Here is a 25,296-nt window from a genome sequence, read left to right on the forward strand (position 1 = left end):
CCTATCTCCGCGCCTGCGCCATGTCGATCTGATAGACCGAGATCCGGTCGATCTCGAAGGCCACGCTCGGGGGCGATTCCGCGTCGACGGGACCGACGCCGAGAAAGAATTTCGATCCGATCGCGAGATTGACGATCATGTACATGGGATCGTCGAAGCCGATCGGCACCTTGATGTCGGAGACCGGCTTGCGGTCGATGAAATAGATCAGCCGGTCCTCCTCCCACAGCACGCCGTAATTATGAAACGCGCTGGAGGCATCGCCAACCGCGAAGTCGAAGCCGCAGGACTGGATCTTCTGGGTCGAGGGAATCCGCCAATGCGTGGTCATGACGAGATCGCCAGGGCGCTCGCCGCGGCCTTCCAGCACGTCGACCTCCGGCGGCCAGCCGCCGTCGTCCGCCAGCATCCAGAATGCCGGCCACACCGCATGGCCGACCGGCAGCTTGGCGCGGATCTCGAAATAGCCGTGCTTCTGCGCGAACTTGCCCTGCGTGGTGAGTATCCCCGAGATGTACTCGTTGTTGAACAGCACCGGCTTCAATTCCGGCGGCGTGCGGCTGGCGACGATCGACAGCACGCCGTCCTTGACCTTGAACGGGTCAAGCCCGAGCGGCGTTGCGGCGCGCCCCGCGTAGCGCGGATCGACATAGATCTGCTGCTCGCCATTGGCGCTGGTCTTGCGCTTGAAGTCGGAGCCGTCGCCGCCCCAATAACGTGCCTCAGGCCATGCCGCGCCGCCGGCGTAATGCGGTACCCAGCGCCCGCTCGCGAGCGGATGCTGATCGAAATCGTCGTTGAAGGTGCGGCGCAGCGGCAGGAACGCGAGCGAGGCCGGATTGACCGCCTCCAGCCGGCGGCATTCGATCATGGAAGGATCGGTCGTCACTTGCAGCGACAGGCTGTCCGGCGCGACATCGAGATCGTCTTGCGCGATGCCTGGCGCAGGCATGCCACAGAGACCGATCGCAATCAGAGCGCCCCTCGTCCAACGGTCGATCATCACCGCACATCGAACAGGCCAGGAAAGGCGCAGAAATTAACCCGCCCGCATTGAAACGGGCAAGCTGGCGATCCTGCACCGACGGGCGTTTTTGAAAGGAATATCGAGGTCGCGGCCCGACTGCTGGCTTCGCGACGGTTTCGACCTACCGGCCGCGAATGACGCCGCTACGCGCGCTGCAAGGCGAGCGTCACGCCGCCAAGCGTCAGCGCCATCGCCATCCATTCGCGCAGGCCCAGCGGCTCGCCAAGAATGATCGCCGCGGAGACTACCCCGATGACGGGAACAATCAGCATCCCGGTCGAGGCGGAGGTCGGCGGCAGGCGGCGCAGCGTCTCGAACCAGGTGACGTAGCAGACGCCCATCGGCACCAGCGTCATGTAGATGAAGCAGCCGAGGCCCCGCGGCGTGATCGCGGTGACGTTGGGATGCTCGAACAGGATGCCAAGGATCAGCATCGTGGCGCAGCCGAGCCCGACCTGCCAGGCGACGACGACCAGCGGCGGCATCGGCCACGGCTTGCGGTTGAGCACGTTGCCGAGCGCGAACAGGATGGCGCAGAGCAGCGCGAGCGCAATGCCGAGCAGCTTGTCGGCGCCGAACGCAAAGCCGTTGCCGCTCAAGAGCAACGCGACACCGGCGACACCGAGGACCAGCCCGAAAACATCCCGCAGGGTCGGCCGGGTGTGCAGCACCGGCCAGGCGAACAGCATCGCCCAGATCGGCATGGTGTAGGCGAGCAGCGCACCCTCGCTCACGGTCACGTATTTCATCGCGACCGTGCCGAGTCCCATCCAGGCAAACACATTGGTGAGGGTCGCAAACAGCAGCCGCGGAATCGCCTCACGCGGCACCGCGAAGGATTCCTTCCGGCTCAGCACCAGGGTACCGAGAATGAGCGAGGCGCAGACACCGGCAAGCCCGCGCGCGAACAGCGGCGGCCATTGCTGGAGCAGCAGCTTCATCAGCGGCCAGTTCAGCGCCCAGCCGAACGCCGTCACGCAGAGGCAGAGAGAGCCGATTGTCCTGTCACGCCGCGTCGAATCCATGGACAGCGCTTAGCAGGCGATCGCCGGCACTCCAATGCCGCTGGCGCATGCGGGCCATCACGGAGCAAGGAACCGCAAGCGCCGGTGTCCGTTCAGGTAGAGGCCATACGCCTCACGACAGCCCGACTGTCCGCGAGGACCGGCCCATCCGCCACACAAGGGGAGACCGCCATGCCCACAGCCGAGACGGATCACGTCTACAAGATCCTGGAACTGGTCGGATCGTCCGAGACCTCGATCGAGGATGCGATCAAGAACGCGGTCAGCCGCGCCGCCAAGACCGTTCGCGAGATGAAATGGTTCGAGGTGGTGCAGACGCGCGGCCACATCGAGAACGGCACCGTGCGTCATTATCAGGTGACGCTGCGCGTCGGCTTCACGCTGGAGGGATGAGGCAGCGGATACGAGGCGGAGCCATTGCGCGGCGACGGCTTGGTTAACATCGTTCGACCACAACCCGTCGCAATGTCGGAGATTGTCTCCGGTCGAATACGGCTCCCCACAATCATGGATGTTGCAACAGGCCGTTAAGGCCAAGGTGAGAGGTTTGCGCCGATTTGGAGCAAACCTGATGGTCACCAGCCGCGAACTCGGCAAGACGCGACTTCCGCTCTGGGCGGCGGGCTTCGTCGTGCTGATCTGCGCGGCGATCCTCGGCTTGAGCGCCTGGCGCGAATGGGAGGCGCGCGATGCCGAGCTCAGGAACGCCGAGATCGATGTTGCCAATCTGGCGCACTCGCTGATCCAGCATGCCGACGATACCTTCGAGCTCGCCGATACGATCCTGGTCGGGCTGGTGCACCGGCTCGAGCTCGACGGAACCGGCCCCGACACGATCACAAAGCTCCAGACCTACCTGCCGACCCGCAAATCATCGGACCGCATCCGCGGCATCTTCGTCTATGACGAGACCGGCCGCTGGCTCGCCACGACCGAGCATGTCGATCTCTCCAGGTTCAACAACAGTGACCGCGACTACTTCCGGCAGCACCGCGACTCCCTGGCCAAGGGCACGCTGCTCGGGCGGCCGATCAAGAGCCGCGCCGGCGGCCAGTGGATTATCACGGCCTCGCGGCGGATCGACCATCCCGACGGCAGCTTCGCCGGCGTCGCCCTGCTCACGATCGACGTCGCCTATTTCATGAAGTTCTACGAGCGGTTCGACTTCGGGCCGAACGGCTCGGCGTCGCTGCTGAACAATAGCGGCATCATGCTGGCGCGCAGCCGCGACGAGAGCGGCGCCTACGTCGGACGCGACCTGTCCAATACTCCCTTGTTCAGGGATTGGGAAAACCGTCCCGCCGCGGCCGTCTACTATTTCAAGTCACCGCTCGATGGCGTGCAGCGGCTGAGCTACTACCAGCGCAGCAGCCGCTATCCCCTGATGGTGCTGGCGAGCAAGTCGCAGGACGACGTGCTGGCGCCCTGGTGGCGCGCGGCCGCCACGCGCATGACCTTCGTCCTCGGCCTCGTCCTGCTGATCGCGATGATCGGCGTCTACCTGGTGCGTCAGCTCCTGCAGCGGCAGCGCATGGCCCAGGCCCTGATCGCCAAGGAAGCGAATTTCCGACTGTTGGCCGAGCAATCGAGCGACATGGTGACCCGGATCGGCCTGGACAACCGGCTGCTCTATGTCTCGCCGGCGTGCGTGCGCATCACCGGCTGGTCCGCCGAGGAACTGCTGGACACCTCATCGCTCGCCGGCATTCACGCAGACGACATGGAACGGGTCGAGCAGGCCATCGCCGCACTGAAGAGCGGCGAGGCCGAGGAGGCCCGGTTCGTCTACCGCCAGCGTCATCGCGACAAGGGCGAGATCTGGGCCGAGGCGGCGCTGCACGTCACCCTGGCGTCGGATAGCGGAGAGATCGACGGCGTCGTCGCGGTGGTGCGCGACATCACCGAGCAGAAGGATCTACAGGACAAGCTCGCCTCGCTGGCAACAACCGACGGCCTCACCGGCCTCGCCAACCGGCGCGCGTTCGACGAACGCCTCGCCGAGGAGTGGGCGCGCGCCCGGCGCGACGGCACGCAGCTGTCGCTCCTGCTGGTCGATGTCGACCATTTCAAGAAGTTCAACGACCATTACGGACATCTGGCGGGCGACGGATGCCTGCGGTCGCTGAGCCGGATTCTGTCGGCCTACGCGAGGCGCCCGGCCGACCTCGCGGCGCGCTACGGCGGCGAGGAATTCGCCCTGCTGTTGCCGAACACCGGCCCGGACGGCTGCGCCGAGGTCGGTGAGGGGATTCGCCAGGCGCTGCACGATCTCGCCATTCTGCATGCGCAGAATCCGCCGTCGCGGCTGGTGACCGCGAGCATCGGCGCCGCGACGAGCTTGCCCGCCCAGACCGCGATGGACTGTAGCGCGCTGGTCGCGGCCGCCGACCGCGCGCTCTACGCCGCCAAGGACAATGGCCGTGACCGGCTGGTGATGACGGGCAAGGTCGTGCCCTGGCCCGCGAAGAGCGCGTGACGGGATCGACCGCTCACCAAGCGTAGCGGACGCTGCCCTTGCCCGCATAGCTGCGCGTGACGTTCGAGAACTCGCCCTCGAAACTCGCCGCCGCCGACCAGCCGCTCAGCCAGTTCATCTCCATGGAAGCGGTGGTGAGCGCGGACTCTCGCGCTTGCGCCGCACCGTTGACGACGAAGCTTGCGCCCGGCAGCGCCTGGAACGTTGCGGCGACCGCGCGATCCGGATTGAAATCGTGTGCCCACGCAAGCCGGCCACGGAGGCTCAGCACGCCGCCCTGCACGGCGAGAGATTTGTCGGTACGGAAACCGAACTCACTGCGGGTGTCGGTGACGCTCTTCGCAGCGTAACCCAGTGCGAACGCCGACGAGCCGGAGACGACCTGCTCGGCATAGGCCGGCAGATCGAACGTCGTGAACTGCGCCGCACCATAGGGTGTGATACCGATGCCGCCAATCCACGGCGCGACGTAGCGATAGCCACCTTCGACACGGCCGGACCAGGCATTGGCATTGAACTCGGCGCGCAAACGATCGGCTCCGGAGATCGTCACCGTACGATCGGTGGTGATGTCCTGCCAGCCATAGGCCAGCGCGGCGGAGAGGTAGACCGGGCCGTTCGCATGGCGCAGATAGGCGCCGGCCTGGAACAGGTCGGAGCGGCCGGAGCCGAGACCGTTCACGCCGAAGCTGGTGCCACCGCCGGCGAGCGCGAAGCCGAGCAGCGTGCTCGGCGAAAGCCGGTAGTCGGCACCGACCGCAGTTCCGGCGATACGGCTCGTCATATCGTTCGAGCCGGTCACCGCGTTGCCATCCGTCGACTGCGAACCGCCAAAGCCCGCAGCCCACACACTCCAGCGCGGCGCGAACGTCTGCGGAGCCTTGGTGACCATCGCAAATGCATCGGTGCGCCTGCGTGCGGCGTAGGCGCTCACCTGATCCTCCTCGGCAAAGCCGGCCGCGCCATTCGCCGAACTCGGCTCGCCACCTCGCTGCGCGAGGGGATCGGTGAGCAGGCCCACGAACTGGCCCATGGCGCTGAACGTGGTCTGCTGCGAGGACGTTCCCGACTCGCCGGAAGCTAGCGTCAGGCCCGTCGCCGTCATACCGCCATAGACCAGCGGGATGCCGCCGTTGACGTTGAAGGAATTGACCAGCGCATTCGCCACCGCCTGCTGGTTGCCGTTCAGGCCGGAGTTCGGCGGCGGGACGAAGGCAAGCGACAGATTGAGATAGACGTTGTTTGCGTCATAGCCGAGATCGGTCCTGAAGTTCGCCGGCAGATTGCCATTGGCAACCGTCGAAGCGAAGGTGCCGGAAATGCCGCCGCTCGCGCTGAGGATCGTGTACCTCTTCTCGATGTAGCTGCCGGCCGCGAACACCGCGTTCACGGTGGCACCGCCGAGCGTCGCGCTCCCCGTGACCGTCGCATGAGACGCCGTCGACGGATTGACCTGGACCTGATAGAGCGCGCCCGATTGCAGGGCGAGGTTGCCGACAATGCCGGTGGAACTGCCCGGCGCGCCGTTGCCCGGCGCGAATGTGCCGCCGCCAGCAATCGTCACCGTCAGCGGATCAATGGTGCCAGCCCCCATCAGCACGCCGCCGGAATTCACCGTCACCGCCGAGGTGCCGGTGATCGTTCCCTCGACGTCGAGTACGCCGCCGTTCACGGTGGTCGCACCACTATAACCGTTGGTGCCGAGCAGCATGGTGAGGCCGGCCGTCGTCGTCAGGCTCGCAGTGCCGCCGACGCCGTTGAGGATGCCGCCGGTGGAGATGATGGGTGCGTTCAGGTTGCCGTTCCGGATCGTACCGCCATTGAGGCCGACCGCGCTCTGGGTTTGCGTCGTGCCGCCCAGGTCCAGCGTGGCGCCGCTGTTGACGGTCGTCGATCCGCCGACGTCGCCCAGCGTGCCGGCGCCGCTCAGGGCGAGCGTGCCGCCGTTGATGATGGTGCCGCCGGTATAGGTGTTGGCGCCCGTCAGCGTCAGCGTGCCCAGCCCGGTCTTTGTCAACGATCCCGTATTGATGATCTGGCCCGACAATGTCGCATTGAAGCCGTTGGTATCGATCGTGCCGCCGCCGGCCAGCAGGGAGATCGTCCGCGCGCTGTTGAAAGCACCAGTGAATTGCAGCGTACCGCCATTGAAATTGATGTATTGCCCGAAGCCCAGCGCCGAGAGCGCCGCATCGCTGGCCACCGAGAGTGCCCCACCCGCCGCGACGATGACGTTCGGGCCAAGAAAGGCGGTACCGACATTGCCGTTGTCCACAATGGGAATGGATGCCGAGGTGACAATCGTGTTGGTCGCGGTATCCAGCACATAGAACCCAAGCCCGGTCGTAATGTATGCGCGGCTGCCGTCGGGGGTTACGGTCACCCCGATACTTGGGCTTGACAAAGCCACAGTTGCGATCACGGAGTTCGTCGTCGCATTGATAACCACGAGCTGATTGGACTGGGTGGTCACATAGATCCTTGAACCATCGGGGCTTACCGCAACGCTCAACGGGAATCCGGTGACCGGAACGGTCGCGACGACCGATTGCGATCCCGTGTCGATCACCGAAACGGAACTGCCGGATTGATTGGCCACGTAAATCCTGCTGCCGTCGGGTGACGGGGTAATGCCGTACGGCGATAGTCCGACCGCGATTGTGCCTATCACAGCTTTCGACGCGGCATCGATGATCGAGACGCTGTTGGAGCCTGCATTGGCGACATAGATTCGAGTCCCGTCCGGCGAGACCGCAATCCCATGGGGATCCGTAACTACCGCAATGGGGGAGCCGACCACGTGATTGGTCGCGGTCGAGGTGACGGAGACCGAACTGCCTGTGGTGAACGCCACGTAAAGGCTCGAGCCATCCGCGCTGAGGGCCAACGCAGTGGCGCCCCCACCGACGGGAATGGTCGCGACAACATTCCGGCTGACGACGTCGATGACAGCGACTTCGCTGCTTCCGTATGTGACAACATAAGCGAAACGGCCATCGGGCGAGAACACGGCGTTCTGGGGATATAAGCCGGTCGCAATGGCCGATCCGATCGGAGCGTTGGTCAGGGTGTCGAACTCAAGCACCTGCCCGGGCGCGCTGTTGATTGCGGTCCAGATCCCGTAATTGTCGATCTGCGCCCGGCTCGCCGAGGTCGCGCCGAGATACGGCAGGACCACGACTGCGAGCACCCGCCAGGCGCGCGCTTGCCCGGTGCGCCTTCGTCTGCGCCGGCGCGCTTGCGAACAACCGACGCCCTTCATTCCCACTTCCAACCGCACGCGGCACCCCATTCCGGACGGCGCAGCCCCCGCGTGGCGGCGCCGGCATTCAATCGGCGAACGGACCTCCTAGCAGGCCTGCCCGAGGCGTGATGTGCCCTACGTCTCAGGGCGATAAAATCGGTGCGGATTCCGCACGACCTGTGCCAAATCCGTCGCGCGGCCTTGCCAACGTCGCTTGCGCACCGATTTCCGAATGGCTACATCGCGGGCGATGTTGGTGTGCCGCCGGTCTTCGAATATCGAATTTATGCGGTCCTGCCTCGTCGTGGGATGATGCAGGCGGGACGGACGTGAACGAGAGTATGCTGGCGGACATCCCCGGGCGCGGGGCGAGCGCGCTGAAGCAGTTGCGTGCGATGACGGCCGACATCTGCGACGTCATTCCGCTCACCGCGGAAGACGATTTCCATGTCACCACCGCGACGATGATGACCCGCAACGCGTTGCTGATCGATACGCGTGCGAGCGACCAGGAATACGACCGGACGCCCGCGCACGTCGCCCGCGGCGCGATGGATCACTTTCAGATCACCCTGTGCGTTGAAGGCGAGATGCAGTTCGGCTCCGGCCGGCGCGAAGTGACGCTGCGGCCCGGCGACATCGTTCTGATCGACATGGCGCAACCCAACCGAACGGTACTTCGCGGCAGCGGCGGCCGGACCCGCATGATGACGATCATCCTGCAACGCGCGATGCTGGCGCCGCGGCTCGCACATCCGGATTCGGCCACGGCAACCTTGTTGCCGTCAAACCATCCTCATGCACGCCTGCTCGCCAGCCATTACGCGGCGCTTGCACTCCCGCCCGATCCCGAGGCCGGCAGCGCCGAGGCCACGATCGAGGCGATCGCCGACATCGTTGCCGCGGCCGCCGGCGGTGCGGCCGACATCGCGGCAGGCGTCGAACGGGCCGAGCGGCATCTTTATCTTTCGGTGATCAAGCGCCGCATCGCGGACAATCTCGAGACCGACGTGCTGACCGCGGGCGAGCTTTGCCGCCACTTCCAGATCTCACGCGCGACCCTCTACCGGCTGTTCGAGGCCGATGGCGGGCTTGCGCATTACGTGAGGGAGCAGCGGCTCAATCTCGCTTTCCGCCAGCTGATATCGCCGTCCGCGGAGGACACCCGGCTGATCGACCTAGCCGTCGGCATGCGCTTCAGCAGCGACTCCACCTTCATCCGCGCATTCCGCCGCAAATTCGGCCTGACGCCGGGTGAACTGAGGGAGCAGGCCGATACATGGCTGCGCGAGACCGGAGCGATCCCGGCCATCGACACGGTGCTGCACCAACTGGCCCGGCGCAGCAGCTCGGAGCCGTAGAGACGGCCCGGATTTGTCCCCTGTGCGTAGTCGGGATATGACAGCGATCACGGCCGGATGCTCGGCCAACCCGAGAGTGTTGCCGTGGCTGACGTTATCAAGCTTGTCCTGTTCGACATGGACAATGTCCTCTGCGACTACGACAGGACAAAGCGCGTCGCATGTCTTGCGGCGCTTGCGGGGACCAGCAGCGAATCGGTTCACGAGGCGATCTGGGACAGCGGCTTCGAGGCGCTCGGCGACTCCGGCGCGCTCGATGCGACGGATTATCTGCGAGGCTTCGGCGAACGCATGGGCTATCCGCTGTCGCTCGAGGAGTGGGTGGAGGCGCGGCGCCGTTCGATGCAGGCCGACCACGCGATGCTGGAGATTGTCCGCCGTCTGCGCGACACCGCCGACATTGCCGTCCTGACCAACAACACCACGCTGGTCGCCGACCATATCGACACGCTGCTGCCGGAATTGCGCCCGCTGTTCGGCTCCCGGATCTACACCTCGGCCCAATTCGGCGCAGCGAAGCCGGACCCGCGCTGCTATCGCCTCTGCCTGTCGGAGCTCAAACTGGAGCCGGAGGCAGTCTTGTTCGTCGACGATCTCCCGGCCAATGTCGCCGGCGCGCGCGAGGCAGGCCTGTTCGCGCATCATCACACGTCGGTGGAGGCGTTCAGGCAGCTCCTTTCGGAATATGGCCTGCTTCATGGATGAATCTGCGTAGGGTGAGCAAGGGCGCGTACGCGTTGGCGCCACCCTACGGGTTCATCGCACTACGCAAGATGACACGCCACGAAATGCCCGCCCGCCCCTTCCTTCAGCTCGGGCGCGCTTTCGGCGCAGCGCGGCTGGGCGATCGGGCAGCGGGTGTGGAAGTGACAGCCTGACGGCGGCTTCATCGGGCTCGGCACGTCGCCCTTGAGGCGGATGCGCTCGCGCTTGAGCTTTGGATCGGGCACCGGCACCGCCGACAACAGCGCCCTGGTGTAGGGATGCTGCGGATGGCGGTAGAGGTCGCTGGCTTTCGCCAGCTCGACGATGCGGCCGAGATACATCACCGCGACCCGGTCGGAGATGTGCTCGACCACTGACAAGTCGTGCGCGACGAAGAGATAGGTCAGGTTCAGCTCGGCCTGGAGGTCCTCCAAGAGGTTGATGACCTGGGCCTGGATCGAGACGTCGAGCGCGGAGACCGGCTCGTCGCAGACGATCAGCTTCGGCTCGACCGCGAGCGCGCGCGCAATCACGATGCGCTGGCGCTGGCCGCCGGAGAATTCGTGCGGATAGCGGCGCATGTGCTCGGCCTTGAGGCCGACCTTCACGAGCAGGGCCGCGACGCGCTCCTCGCGCTCCTTGGCGGAGGATGCGAGATTGTGGATGGTGAAGGCCTCGCCGAGGATGGCGCCGACCGTCATGCGCGGATTGAGCGAGGCGAACGGGTCCTGGAACACCAGCTGCATATTCCGCCGCATCGCGCGCAGATCGCTGCCGCCGAGCTGGCGCACGTCCTGGCCGTCGAAAGTGACCTCGCCGTCGGTCGGCTCGATCAGGCGCAGCACGCAGCGTCCCGTCGTCGACTTGCCGCAGCCGGATTCGCCGACGAGCCCCAGCGTCTCGCCGCGATTGACCGAGAACGACACGCCGTCGACCGCGTAGACGGTGCCGACCTGGCGCGACAGCAGGCCGCCGAGCACGGGGAAGTGTTTCTTCAGGCCGCTGACGCGCAGCAAGGGCTCGCTCATGCCGCGCCTCCCAACTGTGTATCCCCAAGATGACAGGCCATGCGGTGGCCGGGCGCGACCTCGCGGAGCAGCGGCTCTCTCTCGATGCAGACGTTCATGGCAAACTTGCAGCGCGGCGCAAAGCGGCAGCCGACCGGCGGATTGATCAGGATCGGCACCGAGCCGCCGATCGCCTCGAGCCGCGTCTTGTGCTCGCTGTCGAGATCGATGCGCGGGATCGAGCGGATCAGGCCTTGCGTATAGGGATGGCGGGGATCGGCGAAGAGATCATCGACGGGAGCCTCCTCCACCACCTTGCCGGCATACATCACGACAACGCGCTGCGCGGTCTCGGCGACGACGCCCATGGCATGGGTGATCAGCATCACCGCCATGCCGAAACGCTCCTTCATGTCCTGAAGCAGATCGAGGATCTGCGCCTGGATGGTGACGTCGAGCGCGGTGGTGGGCTCGTCGGCGATGATCAGCTTCGGCTTGCAGGCGAGCGCCATCGCGATCATCACGCGCTGACGCATGCCGCCGGAGAACTGGTGCGGATAGTTGTGCACGCGGCCTTCGGCGTTCGGGATCTGCACCAGCTTCAGCATCTCGATGGTGCGCTCGAGCGCCTGCTTCTTGGTCACCGCCTCATGGCGGCGCAGGCTCTCGGCGATCTGCTCGCCGATGGTGAGCACCGGGTTGAGCGAGGTCATCGGCTCCTGGAAGATGAAGCCGATCTCCTTGGCGCGGATCTCGTCGAGCTGGCTGCTCGTCAGCGGCACCAGGTCGCGGCCCTCGAAGATGATCTGGCCCGCCGCGATACGGCCCGGCGGCATCGCGATCAGCTTCAGGATCGACATCGCGGTCACGGTCTTGCCGCAGCCGGACTCGCCGACGACGCAGAGGGTCTCGCCGCGGTTGATCGAGATGTCGACGCCGTCGACGGCCTGGAGGATGCCGTCGTCGGTGGAGAAATGAGTTTTGAGCCCTTTGATTTCGAGCAGCGGCGCCATCAGATCACCCGTCGCGCATCGAGCGCGTCACGCAGACCGTCGCCGATGAAGTTGATGGCGACCACGGCGATGAAGATCGCGCCGCCCGGAAACAGCGCCCAGTGCGGGCCGATGTCGAGAAAATCCTTGGCGTCGAACAATAGCCGGCCCCAGGTCGGGGTGTCCGGCGGGAAGCCGAGGCCAAGGAAGGACAGCGTCGATTCGGCGATGATGGCGGCCGCAACGTCGATCGTGCCGGCGATGATCACGGGCCCGACCGCATTGGGCAGGATGTGTCGCACCACCTGCCGCACCGGGCTCGCGCCGAGCGCGCGCGCCGCCTCCACGAACTCCTTCTCGCGGATCGACAGGAACTGCGCGCGCACGAGGCGGGCGACCGGCATCCAGCGCAGGCCGCCGATGACGAGCACGATCAGGATGAAGATACCGCCCTCGGGACCGAACATCGACTTCAGCCCGTCGCGGAAGAGATAGATGAGCAGCAGCAGCAAGGGCAGCTGCGGCAGCGACAGGAACAGGTCGGTGAGCCACATCAACCCGTGCCCGAGCGCACCGCGGGACATGCCGGCGAGCGCGCCGATCAGCGTGCCGATGACCACCGAGACCAGCATCGCGGCGAGCCCGACCGCGAGCGAGATCCGCCCGCCATAGATCATGCGGGCGAGGATGTCCTGGCCGAGATCGTCGGTGCCGAAGGGATGCGCGAGCGAGGGCCCCTGCAAACCCGCCACGATGTCGATCTCGTTGATCTTGATACGCCAGATGAAGGGGCCGACGACGACAGCCAGGATCAGGATGAGGAGCAGGAAGGCGCTGACCACGGCGAGCTTGTGGCGGCTGTAGCGCCGCCACGTCTCGCGCCAGGGCGAGTAGACGCCCCGCTCAGCGGAGGGAGATGCGAGGGTCAAGCCAGCCATACAGGACGTCCGCGATGAGGTTGAACAGCACCACGAGGCACGCGAAGACGAAGGTGACGGCCATCACCACCGGCGTGTCGTTGGAAAGGATGGAGGAGATCAGCAGCGAGCCAATGCCGGGAATCCGGAAGATCTGCTCGGTGACGATGGCGCCGCCGAACACCGCCGGCATCTGCAACGCGATCAGCGTCACGACCGGGATCATGGCGTTGCGCATCACGTGCTTGACGATGACCTTGGTCTGGCCGAGGCCCTTGGCGCGCGCCGTGGTGACGTAGTCGAGGCGGATGACGTCGAGCATCGCCGAGCGCACGAAGCGCGTCATCGATGCCGCCTGGAACAGGCCGAGCACCGCCACCGGCATGATCGCCTGGCGGATCATCTCCAGCACCCAGTGGATGCCGGTCGCCTTGATGTCGGTGGTGTAGACGAAAGGCAGCCAGTCCAGCGTGACCGAGAAGATCAGGATGAACAGGATGCCGGTGAAGAAGGTCGGCAGCGAGAAGCCGACGAAGGCGAGCGTGTTGGCGATCTGGTCGAACAGCGAATAGGGCTTGGTCGCGGCGTAGACGCCGACGGGGATCGCGATCAGCAGCGCCAAGATCTGCGCCGAGCCGATCACGTAGAGCGTCGCCGGCAGGCGCTGGAGGATGAGCTGATCGACGTTCATCCGGCTGACGAAGGAGAAACCCCAGTCGCCATGCAGCATGGCGGAGAGCCAGCTCAGGTAACGAAGGTAGATCGGATCGTCGAGGCCGAACTTGGCCCGAAGCGCGGCCTGCACTTCGGGCGGCACGTTCGGGTTCGTCGCCAGCTCCGAGAAGGGATCTCCCGGCGCCAGCGCCAGCACCACGAACAGGACGACCGAGATTCCGAGCAGGCTCGGAATCGCGATCAGGAGGCGACGCAGGACATACTGACTCATGAAAGAAGGACCCCGCCTAGCTGCGCGTGATCATTCCTCGCGGTACCAGTCGTGCAGATTGTCGGTTTCGTTGGCCCATCCGCTGATGATCGGACGCAGATTGTTCGCCGCCGCCTCCACCTTCAGCCGATGCTGCACCGGGATGAACACGGTGTCCTGGTACATGAGATCGTTGGCCTTGATGTAGAGCGCCGCGCGCTTGACCGGATCCATCTCGCTTTCGGCGGCATCGATGGTCGCGTCGTAGTCCTTGTTGACCCACCGCGGGAAGTTCGTGCCCTGCCACTTGTTTTCCTTGGTAGCGACAAGGGTCGACAGATAGCGGCGCATGTGCTGCGCCGGATCCGGCTGGCTCAGCGGGATCTGGAACATCTCGAGGTCGGCGTAGAAATGCGCATAGGTATCGGGATTGGCGACGTCGGAGGAGAAGAACACGGACGCGACAACCGATTTCAGCTCGACGTCGATGCCGGCCTTCTGGCAGGCCTGCTTGACGATCGCCTGGGTCTTCTGGCGCGGGCCGTTGATCGAGGTCTGGTACAAAAGCTTCAGCTTCTTGCCGTCCTTCTCGCGGATGCCATCCGCGCCGGGCTTCCAGCCGGCATCGTCGAGCAGCTTCGAGGCCTTCTCGATGCTGAACTCCCAGGTGGTGTTCTTGGAAACGAACTTCTCGGGACCGTTGAGGAAGTTGGCGGTGGTGCGGCCGGCGCGGCCGTAGATCGCCTTTTTGACGGACTCGCGATCGACCAGCAGCGACAGCGCCTTGCGCACCGCAGGGTCGGACAGCAGCGGATGCTTGGTCTTCATCGACGAGCGCTCGCCGTCGACCTCGGTGTTCGGATCGGTGAAGTTGAGCGCGATGAACTCGGTATCGCCGCCCACGGCGTAGATGGTCTTGCCCTTGCCGCCCTTCTCCAACCGCAGCAGCACGTCGTCCTCGACCTGGATGTTCCATCCGAAGTCATATTCGCCGGTCTGGATCACCGCGCGCGCCGCCGAGACGGCGTCGCCGCCGCCCTTCATCTCGACCGTGTCGAAATAAGGCCGGGTCGGCATGTGGTAATCGGGATTGAGCTGGCCGCGGACGAGATCGCCCGGCTTGAACTCGACGAACTTGTAGGGGCCGGTGCCGACCGGCGAGAGGTTGGTCGGCGCCTCGCGCGACTTGGCTCCCTTGTAGTCGGCGAAAAGATGCTTCGGGATGATGGTGTTGGGAGCACCGACGAAGGCGTCGGCCCAGAACGGCGTCGGCTTGTTGAAGAGGATCCGGACCGTGAGATCGTCCACCTTCTCGACGGTGATGTCGCGATAGGTTCCGATCGTCAGCGCGGAGGTCGCCGGGTCCTTGGCATATTCCCAGTTGAACACGACGTCGTCGGCGGTGAACGGCTTGCCGTCGTGCCACTTGACGCCGGGCTTGAGCTTCCAGGTTACCGATTTGCCGTCAGCGGCCAGCCCGCCGTTCTGGATCGACGGGATCTCGGCTGCGAGAACCAGCTTCATGTTGCCGTCCGGATCCCAGCAGGCGAGCGGCTCATAGAACAGGCGCGAGCCATCCTGGTCCTTGGTGCCGGTGGCAAAATGCGGATTGAGCAAGGTCGGGCCCTGCCACCACAGCAGCTTCAGCGCTCCGCCGCCGCCGCGCTTGGTCGGCTTGTAGACCTGCGGGCCTTCCGCCATGGCGACACCGCCGAGCGCGAGGATCTGGTTGGCGAGGGGCGCGGTGAGGCCGACCGCAGCCATGCGCTTGATGAAGGCGCGGCGATCCATCCGCCCGTCCTTCACATCGCCGATCATCGAACGCAGTTCTTTATCCAGCATGGTTGTCCCCCGTCTGGTTCCCGGTATGGATGCAGGCGACCGCGAGCGGCCGCCGGGTTTGGCTGGCGGTAGATGGCACACCGAATAGGCTGCGCGTCAACTCCGACTGTGTGTATGCGAACGGTGTTCTGGCTGTCTGTTGGGCAAAACTGCGTTCCACAGCCCAGGCGTTCGGCAAACCGGCGTCAAAATACGCCGGATTCCACGTTGCACTGCGAAAAATTTGTTCGCCGGATCAGACGAAGTATCGAGACGAAATTTTCTACACCACGGACATATCGAGCGGCGGCGCGACGTGGTCCGGCAGCGGGCAGACATAGGGCGTCTTGGTGGTCCGCTTGGTGAGGTCCGCTTTCGCGGCCTTGATCAGCTCCGGCTCCGTCAACGCCTTGATGCCGAGGCCCGCCATCGCCTTGGCCGCCTGCACCATGGCCTTGTGCGCGTGCGGGCTCTTGCCCTGCGCCACGACTTGCCAGGTGTGGAACGGGGTGCCGATTGCAACCGTCGGTGCGTGAACCTGCACGGTCGGCACCACCCAGCTCACATCGCCGACGTCAGTCGAGCCGACAAGCGGGTTGCGCTTGGCATCGAGCGGCACCAGGAAATCGGCCAGCGGCCGATCTGTCGGGTCCATGCCGATCGCGTAATAGACCGAAGCGATGTCCTTGTCGCTCAGCGTCGCGCGGATCTGGCTGGCAAAGCCCTTGTCCGTATCGTCGAAATGCGGAGGCCCGAGCTCCTCCATCACCCGATGCAGCGCCTGCTCCAGCGGTGCGTTCGGCAGGATGTTGGAGACCGCCGAGATGATCTTCATCTCGACCTTGGTCTCGGTCATCAGCGCTGCGCCCTGGGCAATCTTGTTCACGCGCCCGACCAGCTCGTTCATGCCGGGCAGATCGCGGGCGCGAATCGAATAGCGCACGCGTGCGTGGGCCTGCACCACGTTGGGCGCGATGCCGCCGGTGTCGAGCAGCGCGTAATGCACGCGCGCATCGCTCGGCATGTGTTCGCGCATGTAGTTCACACCGACATTCATCAATTCCACCGCATCGAGCGCGGAGCGGCCGAGATGGGGCGAAGCCGCAGCATGCGAGGTGCGGCCGGTGAAGATGAAGTCGGCGCGGGTGTTTGCGAGCGACGGCGTCACCGCGACTTCCCAGAAGCTGTGCGGATGCCAGGTGATGGCGATGTCGGCATCCTCGAACGCGCCGGAGCGCACCATGAAGGCCTTGGCCGCGCCGCCCTCTTCCGCCGGGCAGCCGTAATAGCGCACGCGGCCCGGCACCTTGTTCTCGGCGAGCCAGTCCTTGACCGCGGTCGCGGCGAGCAGCGCGGCGGAGCCGAGCAGATTATGTCCGCAACCGTGACCATGGCCGCCGGTTTCGATCGGACGGTGTTCCGCAACGCCCGCCTCCTGGCTGAGGCCGGGCAGCGCGTCATATTCGCCCATGAAGGCGATGACGGGACCGCCCTCGCCCCATTCGCCCATCAGCGCGGTCGGAATGCCCGCAACGTTCTCGGTGATGCGGAAACCCTGGTGACGCAGCTCGGCGAGATGCTCGGCGGCGGACCGCGCCTCGGTGTAGCAGACTTCGGGCATGCCCCAGACCTTGTCGCTGAGGTCGATGAAACGCCCCTTGATCGTGTCGATGCCACGCCAGATGTCGCTGCGGTTGTCCATTGCTTCGGTCCGTGATCCCTTGGTCAAACGAAGCGGCAATGGTTATCAGCTTCATTGCAGGCCGCCTAGCACCTCGTCGGACAGCAGCCATGCGGCCGGTGCCGGAGCGCACCACCGGTCGCGTGCAAGCCGTGTTTCCGTGCCTTTCGAAGAATTCACGCCGCGTTTTCCGGAATAGTTGAGGTCAAGTCTTTTAAGATGACCATCGTCGGCCTAGATTACCGGTACTTCGCGCGCCCTCGCTTGGCGGCGACGGGACCGCGCTCGCAGATCAGGAGACCTCCATGGCCGTTCTAACCGAATGGAGAGTGCCGCCGGCCAACCAGCCGCGTGCGAGCGATTACGGTTTCGATCTCGACCGCACGCTCGGCTCCGTCGTCGGCCTGCACGCCATCATCCCGCCGGACGCTTTCAGCGCCGAAACATTGGGCACCGAACGCGCCGGCAACGGCGTCGTGATCGACGACGGGTTGGTGCTGACCATCGGCTATCTCATCACCGAGGCGGAATCGGTGTGGCTGCATCTTGCCGACGGGCGCGTCGTCGAAGGGCATGTACTCGGCTTCGATACCGTCACCGGCTTCGGCCTCGTGCAGGCGCTCGGCAAGCTCGATATCGAGCCCCTGCCGCTCGGCAGCTCGGCCGACACCCGCATCGGCGACCGCGTCGTGGTCGGCGGCGCCGGCGGGCGCACGCGCTCGGTCGCCAGTCAGATCGTCGCCAAGCAGGAATTCGCCGGCTATTGGGAATATCTGCTGGACGAGGCCGTCTTCACCTATCCCGCGCACCCGAACTGGGGCGGCACGGCGCTGCTCAACGAGCGCGGCGAATTGATCGGCATCGGCTCGCTCCAGCTCGAACGCGAGCGCGAGGGCAAGGCCGAGCACGTCAATATGATCGTTCCGATCGATCTCTTGAAACCGATCCTCGAGGACTTACGCAAGTTCGGCCGTGTCAACAAACCGGCACGGCCGTGGCTCGGGCTCTACTCGACCGAGATCGACAACCGCGTGGTGGTGATCGGGATCTCCGCCAACGGCCCGGCCGCGCGCGCCGAGCTCAAGACCGGTGACGTCATCCTCGCGTCGACGGCGAGAAGGTCAGGAGCCAGACCGGCTTCTACAAGAAGATGTGGGCGCTCGGCGCCGCCGGCGTCGATGTACCGCTCACCGTGCATCATGAAGGCGTCACCTTCGACGTCACCGTGACCTCGACCGACCGCTTCAAGCTCCTGAAGGCGCCGAAGCTGCATTGATCCCACGCTTGAGGGCGCTTTGATGAGCGAGGCCGTGATCGACGACATCGTGGCCGCGCTGCCGCCGCTGCTCAATGCGCTTGAAGCACTCGGCTTCTTCCAGCGGCATTTGCATCCGCCGGCCTTCGCGTCGGTGATGAATGCGATCGGCACGCCGGACGAGGCGCTGCAAACGGCACACGGTGCGATCGGAGAATGGCCCGAGCAGTTCGCCGGGCTGCGCGAGCGGCTCGATCGCGCCTGCAACGAGACGCTCGCCGCCTTTGCCGGAATCCGCGATGTCGAGCGTGGCAATGGCGATCTCGTCGCGGTCTTCCGCGCGCTGCGCCACGTCCCGCGCGCGCTGGAGGCGCTGTATCCGCTGGCGGCGCAGTTTCCGCCGGTGAGCAGCTTCTTCCTCAACACCGCCAATCGCGAGAATGGCGATCTGCTGTCGCGGCTCGAAGGCGGCGCGGGCGACGACATCGGCATCTTCCACGATCATAACGAGCCCGGCAGCCGCGGCGGCTTCTCGGTCTATGTGCCCGAATACTGCACGCCTGATCGGGCCATACCGCTGGTGATGGCGCTGCATGGCGGCAGCGGCAACGGCCGCGGTTTTCTCTGGAGCTGGCTGCGCGACGCGCGCAGCCTCGGCGCGATCCTGGTGGCACCGACCGCGACCGGCCCGACCTGGGCGCTGATGGGCGACGATTCCGACACGCCGAACCTGATGCGCATCCTCGAGACCGTACGCAGCCGCTGGAGCATCGATGCCTCGCGCCTGCTGCTGACCGGCATGAGCGACGGCGGCACCTTCTGCTACGTCACCGGCCTCGATGGCGCTTCGCCCTTCACGCATCTCGCGCCGGTGTCAGCGACGTTCCATCCGCTGATGGCGGAGATGGCGGATGCCGCGCGCCTGCAAGGCTTGCCCATCTTCATCACCCACGGCAAGCTCGACTGGATGTTTCCGGTGCAGACGGCCCGCCAGACGCAAGCTGCGCTCTCGGCGGCGGGCGCCCATGTCAGCTATCGCGAGATCGATGATCTCAGCCACACCTATCCGCGCGAGATCAATGCGGAGCTGGTGGAGTGGCTGAATGGAGGATGAACGATCTCTCCTTACATGCGCCGCATCGCCGCGGAACCATCACTCCGGGCCGACGTTATCGCCCGTCACCGGAGGTTCGCAAAATGCAGACTTTTTTTGGAATGATCCTGGGCGCGCTGCTGCTCGCGTGCGGCGTCTATGCCTATGACTCCATGCAGACGTCCTCGGTCGCCAACGGCGAGGTCGCGGCCACCAACCGCACCATCGTGAACTGGGACGTCGCGAAGGCCGATTGGGACGCGCTGCGTGATCGCGCGCACAAGGACTGGGTCCGAATCTCGTCGAAGTAGTTTCGGCGAAGTCATCTCGACCTTCCAAATATGAACAAGGCGCCGTCGCGGGTCCGCGGCGGCGCCTTTGCGTTGGCTGCGATCGATACGCCGGCTCAGTTCATCTTGGCCTTGCGGGCGTCGGCAATGACCTGCTCGAACTCGTTCATGCTAAGCACGCCGGGCACGCGGTACTTGCCGACGATGAACGACGGCGTGCCGCGGAAACCGAAAGCTTCCGCCTGCTCGTTGTTGCGCTTGAGGATGGCGTCGATGTCCTTGGCGTGGTCGGTGAGATCGCGCTTGAGGCGGTCCATGTCGACGCCGGCGGCGGCCAGCAGCTCGTTGATGCGCGGCTCGGTCAGGCGGGAGCTGACGCCCATCATGGCGTCATGCGCCTTGTGATACTTGTCCTGGAATTTCGCCGCGAGCGCGATACGCGCCGCGGTGACCGAGACCGGCCCGAGGATCGGCCAGTCCTTCATCACCAGTCGCACCTTGCCGTCGTCCTGGACCACCTGGCGCAGCTCGGGCTCGAGCTTGCGGCAATAGGGACAATTGTAGTCGGACCATTCGACGATGGTGATGTTGCCGTCGGGATTGCCGGCGACCGGCGTCTCGGGATCGCGCAGCACCTTGGTTTCGGTCAGGACCTCGTCATCGTCGGCAGCCGCCAGCGCCGAGGTGATCCCGCCCGCTGCAAGGGCGCCCGCCCCGATCAGCGTCAACGCGGTGCGCCGCGTCGCCACGAGGCCCTTCTTGCCAAATCCAGTCATATCTCGTCCCGTTTCGGTCCCATCCCGCAACAATACGCCCCGGGACCGGGAATTGTTACGGGTCATATAGAACGCCGCGGGCGCGATGTCATCGCCGCGCCATGCGCAAATCGTGTCCGGCACTAGAGCATGATCCGGAAAAGTGCGCAGCGGTTTTACGTAAAGATCATGCTCAAACAATTACCTAAAGCGCGATGACGATTCATCCTGATCTCATCGCTCTTTAGGCCGCCACGCGCGGCAGCATCGCCATCAAGGTCCCGGTCATGGTGGCGATCAGCGTGGTCTTGCCCTCGTGCTCGGCAAAGGCTTTGGCCTCGCAGAAGGTCAGCGTGCGGCCGGGCTTGACCACCTCGGCCTTGAAGACGAAGCGCGTACCGCGGGCGGGCGCGAGCAGCGTGGTCTTGAACTCGACGGTCAGGATATCCGCCTCGGACGGCATCAGGGTGAAGGCGGCAACGCCGCAGGCATTGTCGAGGCCCGCGGTGAGGATGCCGGCATGGATAAAACCGTTCTGCTGCGTCAAAGCCGGCGCGTGCAGCATTGCCAGCTCGACCTCGCCCGGCGCGAGACGTACGATCGCGATGCCGAGCGTGTGCATCGCCGGCTGGCCCTCGAACATGGCAATGGTCGCTGCGCGATAGCCCGGATTTCTCGGCTCGAATGCGGTCATGGCTCAGACCTCGGCCGGCTCGGCGAGATGCCGCAATGCGACCTCGCGGATCACATCCTCGAACGGCGCTGATTTGCGCTGGCGGCGGTCCATGTGCACACCCGTGATCTCGCAAGTTGCGGCGATCTCGCCGGTCTCGGCATTCGTCATGTCATGCCGGAAGCGGATCGACTTGTCGCGGACCTCGAGCAAGTGGCTGCGGATCTCGACGATGTCGCCGGCGAGCAGCTCGCGCTTGTAGGTGATGTTCTGCTGCACGGCGGCCATGCCGCGGCCGGAGGAGCGCAGGTAGCTCGGCGTCAGCCCGAGACGGGCGAACAGATTCCAGTTGGCCTCGTCGAACTTGCCGACATACCACATGATGTTCATGTGGCCGACGTGGTCGCATTGCCACGGATACACCGTGCCGCGATAGGTCGCCTCCTGCTCCATCGCAATGTCTCCCTGCCCGTTTTCTTTCCGCCTTTTTGGCTGATTGATACGGTAGCGTATCAGGGCTCCGTCGCGTTAGCAATACGGCACCGTATCAAGAACCGGTGAGGCTGATTTCATGAGCGATGGCAAGGGCGACGTCTGGGTCGAGGCAGGGTTTGCCGAGCTCGCCCGCTCGGGGGTCGAGGGTGTCAGGGTCGAGGTGCTCGCCAAGAATCTCGGCGTCACCAAGGGCGGCTTCTACCGCCGCTTCGCCGATCGCGCCGCGCTGCTCGATCTCATGCTGGAACGCTGGCGCGAGGGACGCGCAGCCTCGATCGCGCAGCAGACCAGCCTCGACGGCGAGGCGCCGCGCGAGCGGCTGAAGGCGGTGATCCAGCTCTATTCGGAGCGGGTCAATCCGGAGGGCATGGCGATCGAGCTCGCGATCCGGCAATGGGCCCGCTCGGACGAGAATGCGGCGGCGGCGGTGGCGAGCGTCGATGCGGTGCGGCTGAAGCACGTCGCCGAGCTCTATCGCGCGACCGGCCTTGCGACTGAAGAGGCCGAGGCGCAGGCCTTCCTGTTCTACTGCTTCATCTTCGGCCAGAGCCTCTTGTTCGTCGAGCGCGGCCCGCGCAAGCGGTCGCAGCTGGTGGCGAAATCGGCGGAGAAGCTGCTCGATTAGGCGCGGCAGAAGGCCCAAGCAAAATGGCCGGAGCGTTGCTCCGGCCATCGCATCAATTCGAAGCTCAGGCGGCGCCCTTCAGCTTCTTGTTGCATTCGCTGTAATAGCCGCCGCCCTTCTCGATCCACTTCATGCCGCCATTGCCGTTGGTGGCCTTGTTGGCATTGTACTGGTCGACGCAGGTGTGCAGGCGCGCCTTGCCGGCGGTCTCCTTGGAGTATTTCGGATCGACCGCATTCGGATAGATCGCAGGTCCCGCCGGCAGGGTCGGCGCGGCGGGAGCGGCTTCCTTCTTCGCCTGCTTCGGCTCGGCGGGAGCGGCGGGCGCCGGTCGGCGCGGCGGCGGGGGGTCGCGTCCGCGCCGCACTGGGCCTTGCGGAAGTCATTCCACTTCATGGTGCCGAGCGAGCCGTCCTTCTTGGCGGCCTGATATTTCGCGCTGCACTCCTGCGAGGTCAGCGCCTGCGCCGGCGCGCCCGCCGCCAGAACGGCAAAGCCCGACACCGCAATCGCACACAGAAATTTCGATTGATTGGTCATCCCTGGATCTCCTCCTTGGTCTTCCCTTGGTCGTTCCCTGGGGAAGCGAAACGAACATTGCTATCCTAGCGTGCCGCCCGCTTGCGACAAGGAAGCGATGGCGCCGGCCGCCAAAATATAGTGATGACGCCGTTCAAATTATTCATGTCGCGTTCAGCAACACGAGCCGACGTTCGCAGCCCTTCGCCATTCTCGCAAGAAGAGTGCAACACCATGACCTTCACGACCCGCCTCGCCGTCGTCGCTCTCGCCTCCCTGCTCGCTTCCGGCACCGCGTTCGCACAGACCGCCGCGCCGGCCGCCAAAGCCGAAGCCACCACCACCGACAAGAAGGCGCCGAAGGAGCACTCGGCCGAGTCGCTGGAATGCTCCAAGCAGGCCGACGCCAAGGGCCTGCACGGCAAGGAGCGCAAGAAATTCCGCTCCGAATGCATCAAGACCGCGAAGGCCGGCACCGCCGCCCCCGCCGCCGACAAGAAGTAAATCCGTCACAATACGGCTCGCGAACACCGGTGGGAGACGCGCGCATTGCGGCATGACGAGCCTGCAATTGTGCGCCTCCCGCTGATTTGCGATAAGGTGGCGTGAAGCAAATCACCACCTCCCTGCCGTTCGAATGGCCGAGCCGTGCCAAGCTCTTGAGCACGGTGGAGACGCTCGTCATCGGCACCGCCGGCGGCCTCGTGTTTCTGCTCGCCGGCCTTCCCGGCGGGCTGATCTCGGGCTCGATGATCGCGGTCGGCATCGCGGCGATCGCCGGCCGCCAGCTGTCCCTGCCGCCGATCCTGACCCAAACGGTCCTCGTGCTGCTCGGCATCTCGCTCGGCTCCGTGGTCTCGCGCCATCTGATCCAGCAGGTCAGTGCCTATCCCTTCACCATCGGTCTGCTCGCGCTCGCCACCTTCTGCTCGACCTTCGGCTCGAGTTATTACCTCCAGCGCATCCATGGCTGGGACCGCACCTCGGCCTTCCTCGCCGGCAGCCCCGGCGCGCTGTCGCAGATCACGATTTTGGCGGTCGAGCGCGGCGCCGACCTGCCGGGCATCGCCGTGGTGCAGACCATGCGCGTCATCATCCTCACCGCGGCACTGCCGATGGTGCTGGCGATCGCGGGCGTCGCGCCCTCCGCCGCACCGACACTGACGACGACGATCGCCTCGCCGCTCGACCTCGTTGAGCTGGTCGCAGCCTCGCTGGCCGCCGCGCTTTTGTTGCGGCTGATCAAGTTTCCGGCGAGCTGGATGTTCGGCGCGATGATCGCCTCCAGCGTGCTGCATGGCGCGGGCTGGGTCGAGGGCGGCCTGCCGAACTGGGTGCGCGGGGTGGCGCTGATCGGCATCGGCGCGCTGATCGGCAGCCGCTTCGCGCGGATGCGGATCAAGACGCTGGCCGGCCACATCAACGCGGCGCTCGGCTCGTTTGCCGTCGCGATCGCCGTCTCCGCGATCTTCGTCGGCATCGTCGCGCTCACCACGCAGGTGAAGTTCTCGGACGTCGTCGTCGCCTTCGCGCCGGGCGCGATGGACGCGATGCTGGCGCTGGCGCTCACCCTGCACATCGACCCGATCTTCGTCGGCGCCCATCACCTCTCGCGCTTCGTGTTCGTCACGATCGCGACCCCGGGCATCGTGCACCTGTTCGGCCGCACGCAGGACGATGTGGATGATTGACGGGGCACAGCTCACGTAGCGGAGCACAGCTCTCGTAGGGTGGGCAAAGGCGCGTTAGCGCCGTGCCCACCATTTTACTCCGTATCGCTGGGAGATCGTGGGCACGCTTCGCTTTGCCCACCCTACGGCAGCTATGACTACGGCGGCTACGCGCGCGTCGCCGTCCGCACAAATCCCCATGCGGCGATCGCAGCCATCAAGAGCGAGATCAGCACGTTGTAGCCGGCGAGCGAAAGGCCGAGGAAACGCCACTGCACTTCGTCGCAGCGCACCACCTTCACGGTGTCGAGCTTCGACAGCAGATCGGCGGCGCTGCCGAGATTGACCACCGGACCGGAGCAGTCGGTCGGTCCCTGCCAAAATCCCCATTCGACGCCGGAGTGGTAGGTGGCGAGCCCGGCATTGGCGAGCGTCGCCAGCGCGAGAATGGCGAGCCCCGCGAGCAGCAGCGGCCGCGGCGCACCGCTCCGGCTCCGCGCCGCCAAGCGCCGTCAGCGCGCCAGCGGGATCGCGAGGTAGTAGGCGTAGCGCTGCTCCAGGCACAGCGGACAGGGCAGGATTTCCAGCACGAGCTGGAAGAACCAGGCGCCTGCGATGGTCGCCGTCGCGATCAAGGTGACCAGCACCGAGGCGGTCAGCGCGGGACCGGCGCTGTTCTGCCTGAACGCAGCTATTGCGGCACTCTGGGTCGTCACGGCAGCCTCTTCTCGATGGGTCGC

At 65.3% G+C, this 25,296-nt stretch carries 21 protein-coding genes and 3 pseudogenes; 10 read left to right on the forward strand and 14 right to left on the reverse strand.

Features of this window, described 5'->3' with window-relative positions:
- Position 1: 1 nt before the first annotated feature.
- Complete coding sequence (locus tag FOM02_RS02120; protein WP_027562134.1) at positions 2–1,003, reverse strand: family 16 glycosylhydrolase; 1,002 nt, start codon at positions 1,001–1,003, stop codon at positions 2–4.
- A gap of 167 nt (positions 1,004–1,170) precedes the next feature.
- Positions 1,171–2,052 carry a DMT family transporter gene (locus FOM02_RS02125; RefSeq protein ID WP_027562133.1) on the reverse strand — a complete coding sequence of 294 codons (882 nt, stop codon included), beginning with the start codon at positions 2,050–2,052 and terminating at the stop codon, positions 1,171–1,173.
- Between the two features lie 171 nt (positions 2,053–2,223).
- Here FOM02_RS02125 and FOM02_RS02130 point away from each other — a divergent pair, with 171 nt between their 5' ends.
- On the forward strand, positions 2,224–2,445 hold the full coding sequence (locus FOM02_RS02130; RefSeq protein WP_027562132.1) for a dodecin: 222 nt from the start codon (positions 2,224–2,226) through the stop codon (positions 2,443–2,445).
- 178 nt (positions 2,446–2,623) lie between these two features.
- The gene (locus tag FOM02_RS02135) at positions 2,624–4,528 is read left to right on the forward strand and encodes a sensor domain-containing diguanylate cyclase (RefSeq protein WP_027562131.1); all 1,905 of its coding nucleotides are present in this window, start codon (positions 2,624–2,626) and stop codon (positions 4,526–4,528) included.
- A gap of 13 nt (positions 4,529–4,541) precedes the next feature.
- Here FOM02_RS02135 and FOM02_RS02140 read toward each other — a convergent pair whose 3' ends face one another.
- The gene (locus FOM02_RS02140) at positions 4,542–7,790 is read right to left on the reverse strand and encodes an autotransporter domain-containing protein (RefSeq protein ID WP_159073948.1); all 3,249 of its coding nucleotides are present in this window, start codon (positions 7,788–7,790) and stop codon (positions 4,542–4,544) included.
- A 311-nt stretch (positions 7,791–8,101) separates the two neighbouring features.
- Here FOM02_RS02140 and FOM02_RS02145 point away from each other — a divergent pair, with 311 nt between their 5' ends.
- Both FOM02_RS02145 and FOM02_RS02150 read left to right on the forward strand, forming a co-directional pair.
- Positions 8,102–9,133, forward strand: a complete 1,032-nt coding sequence (locus FOM02_RS02145; protein WP_027562130.1) for a helix-turn-helix domain-containing protein — start codon at positions 8,102–8,104, stop codon at positions 9,131–9,133.
- A gap of 57 nt (positions 9,134–9,190) precedes the next feature.
- On the forward strand, positions 9,191–9,838 hold the full coding sequence (locus tag FOM02_RS02150; RefSeq protein ID WP_027562129.1) for an HAD family hydrolase: 648 nt from the start codon (positions 9,191–9,193) through the stop codon (positions 9,836–9,838).
- Positions 9,839–9,897: 59 nt separating this feature from the next.
- Here the strand turns inward: FOM02_RS02150 and FOM02_RS02155 are convergent, their stop codons facing one another.
- From FOM02_RS02155 to FOM02_RS02180, 6 genes are all read right to left on the reverse strand, one after another.
- A complete protein-coding gene (locus FOM02_RS02155; protein ID WP_027562128.1) occupies positions 9,898–10,866 on the reverse strand; it encodes an ABC transporter ATP-binding protein in 969 nt (322 codons plus the stop codon).
- A complete protein-coding gene (locus tag FOM02_RS02160) occupies positions 10,863–11,858 on the reverse strand; it encodes an ABC transporter ATP-binding protein (RefSeq protein ID WP_027562127.1) in 996 nt (331 codons plus the stop codon). The genes FOM02_RS02155 and FOM02_RS02160 overlap by 4 nt, the downstream gene beginning before the upstream one ends.
- Positions 11,858–12,775 carry an ABC transporter permease gene (locus tag FOM02_RS02165; RefSeq protein WP_027562126.1) on the reverse strand — a complete coding sequence of 306 codons (918 nt, stop codon included), beginning with the start codon at positions 12,773–12,775 and terminating at the stop codon, positions 11,858–11,860. The genes FOM02_RS02160 and FOM02_RS02165 overlap by 1 nt, the downstream gene beginning before the upstream one ends.
- Positions 12,741–13,700, reverse strand: a complete 960-nt coding sequence (locus FOM02_RS02170; RefSeq protein WP_027562125.1) for an ABC transporter permease — start codon at positions 13,698–13,700, stop codon at positions 12,741–12,743. The genes FOM02_RS02165 and FOM02_RS02170 overlap by 35 nt, the downstream gene beginning before the upstream one ends.
- A gap of 30 nt (positions 13,701–13,730) precedes the next feature.
- The gene (locus FOM02_RS02175; protein WP_027562124.1) at positions 13,731–15,521 is read right to left on the reverse strand and encodes a peptide ABC transporter substrate-binding protein; all 1,791 of its coding nucleotides are present in this window, start codon (positions 15,519–15,521) and stop codon (positions 13,731–13,733) included.
- A gap of 262 nt (positions 15,522–15,783) precedes the next feature.
- Complete coding sequence (locus FOM02_RS02180) at positions 15,784–17,202, reverse strand: M20 family metallopeptidase (protein ID WP_027562123.1); 1,419 nt, start codon at positions 17,200–17,202, stop codon at positions 15,784–15,786.
- 284 nt (positions 17,203–17,486) lie between these two features.
- Here FOM02_RS02180 and FOM02_RS02185 point away from each other — a divergent pair.
- From FOM02_RS02185 to FOM02_RS02195, 3 genes and pseudogenes are all read left to right on the forward strand, one after another.
- A pseudogene (locus FOM02_RS02185) lies at positions 17,487–18,457 on the forward strand (S1C family serine protease).
- 22 nt (positions 18,458–18,479) lie between these two features.
- Positions 18,480–19,550, forward strand: coding sequence for a phospholipase (locus FOM02_RS02190; protein WP_265441425.1), 1,071 nt, complete (start codon positions 18,480–18,482; stop codon positions 19,548–19,550).
- Between the two features lie 83 nt (positions 19,551–19,633).
- Entirely contained in the window at positions 19,634–19,840 is a 207-nt protein-coding gene (locus FOM02_RS02195) for a hypothetical protein (protein WP_027562121.1), read from the forward strand.
- 95 nt (positions 19,841–19,935) lie between these two features.
- Here FOM02_RS02195 and FOM02_RS02200 read toward each other — a convergent pair whose 3' ends face one another.
- The 3 genes from FOM02_RS02200 to FOM02_RS02210 all read right to left on the reverse strand — a co-directional run bounded on the left by FOM02_RS02200 (position 19,936) and on the right by FOM02_RS02210 (position 21,700).
- On the reverse strand, positions 19,936–20,595 hold the full coding sequence (locus tag FOM02_RS02200) for a DsbA family protein (RefSeq protein ID WP_027562120.1): 660 nt from the start codon (positions 20,593–20,595) through the stop codon (positions 19,936–19,938).
- 223 nt (positions 20,596–20,818) lie between these two features.
- Positions 20,819–21,268, reverse strand: coding sequence for a PaaI family thioesterase (locus FOM02_RS02205; RefSeq protein WP_265441426.1), 450 nt, complete (start codon positions 21,266–21,268; stop codon positions 20,819–20,821).
- 3 nt (positions 21,269–21,271) lie between these two features.
- A complete protein-coding gene (locus FOM02_RS02210; protein WP_027562118.1) occupies positions 21,272–21,700 on the reverse strand; it encodes an acyl-CoA thioesterase in 429 nt (142 codons plus the stop codon).
- A 118-nt stretch (positions 21,701–21,818) separates the two neighbouring features.
- Here FOM02_RS02210 and FOM02_RS02215 point away from each other — a divergent pair, with 118 nt between their 5' ends.
- Positions 21,819–22,367 carry a TetR/AcrR family transcriptional regulator gene (locus FOM02_RS02215; RefSeq protein WP_265441427.1) on the forward strand — a complete coding sequence of 183 codons (549 nt, stop codon included), beginning with the start codon at positions 21,819–21,821 and terminating at the stop codon, positions 22,365–22,367.
- 64 nt (positions 22,368–22,431) lie between these two features.
- Here the strand turns inward: FOM02_RS02215 and FOM02_RS02220 are convergent.
- Positions 22,432–22,907 (reverse strand): annotated as a pseudogene (locus FOM02_RS02220) (hypothetical protein).
- Positions 22,908–23,120: 213 nt separating this feature from the next.
- Between FOM02_RS02220 and FOM02_RS02225 the strand changes: the two are divergent.
- Both FOM02_RS02225 and FOM02_RS02230 read left to right on the forward strand, forming a co-directional pair.
- Positions 23,121–23,390: a PsiF family protein gene (locus FOM02_RS02225; RefSeq protein WP_027562115.1), complete on the forward strand. Its 270-nt coding sequence runs from the start codon at positions 23,121–23,123 to the stop codon at positions 23,388–23,390.
- A gap of 101 nt (positions 23,391–23,491) precedes the next feature.
- Positions 23,492–24,577, forward strand: a complete 1,086-nt coding sequence (locus tag FOM02_RS02230; RefSeq protein ID WP_027562114.1) for an AbrB family transcriptional regulator — start codon at positions 23,492–23,494, stop codon at positions 24,575–24,577.
- A 146-nt stretch (positions 24,578–24,723) separates the two neighbouring features.
- Here FOM02_RS02230 and FOM02_RS02235 read toward each other — a convergent pair.
- Positions 24,724–25,272 (reverse strand): annotated as a pseudogene (locus tag FOM02_RS02235) (disulfide bond formation protein B).
- Positions 25,273–25,296: the final 24 nt, after the last annotated feature.

It is taken from the genome of Bradyrhizobium sp. SEMIA (genome assembly GCF_014844175.1).
Taxonomy (GTDB): Bacteria; Pseudomonadota; Alphaproteobacteria; order Rhizobiales; family Xanthobacteraceae; genus Bradyrhizobium; species Bradyrhizobium arachidis.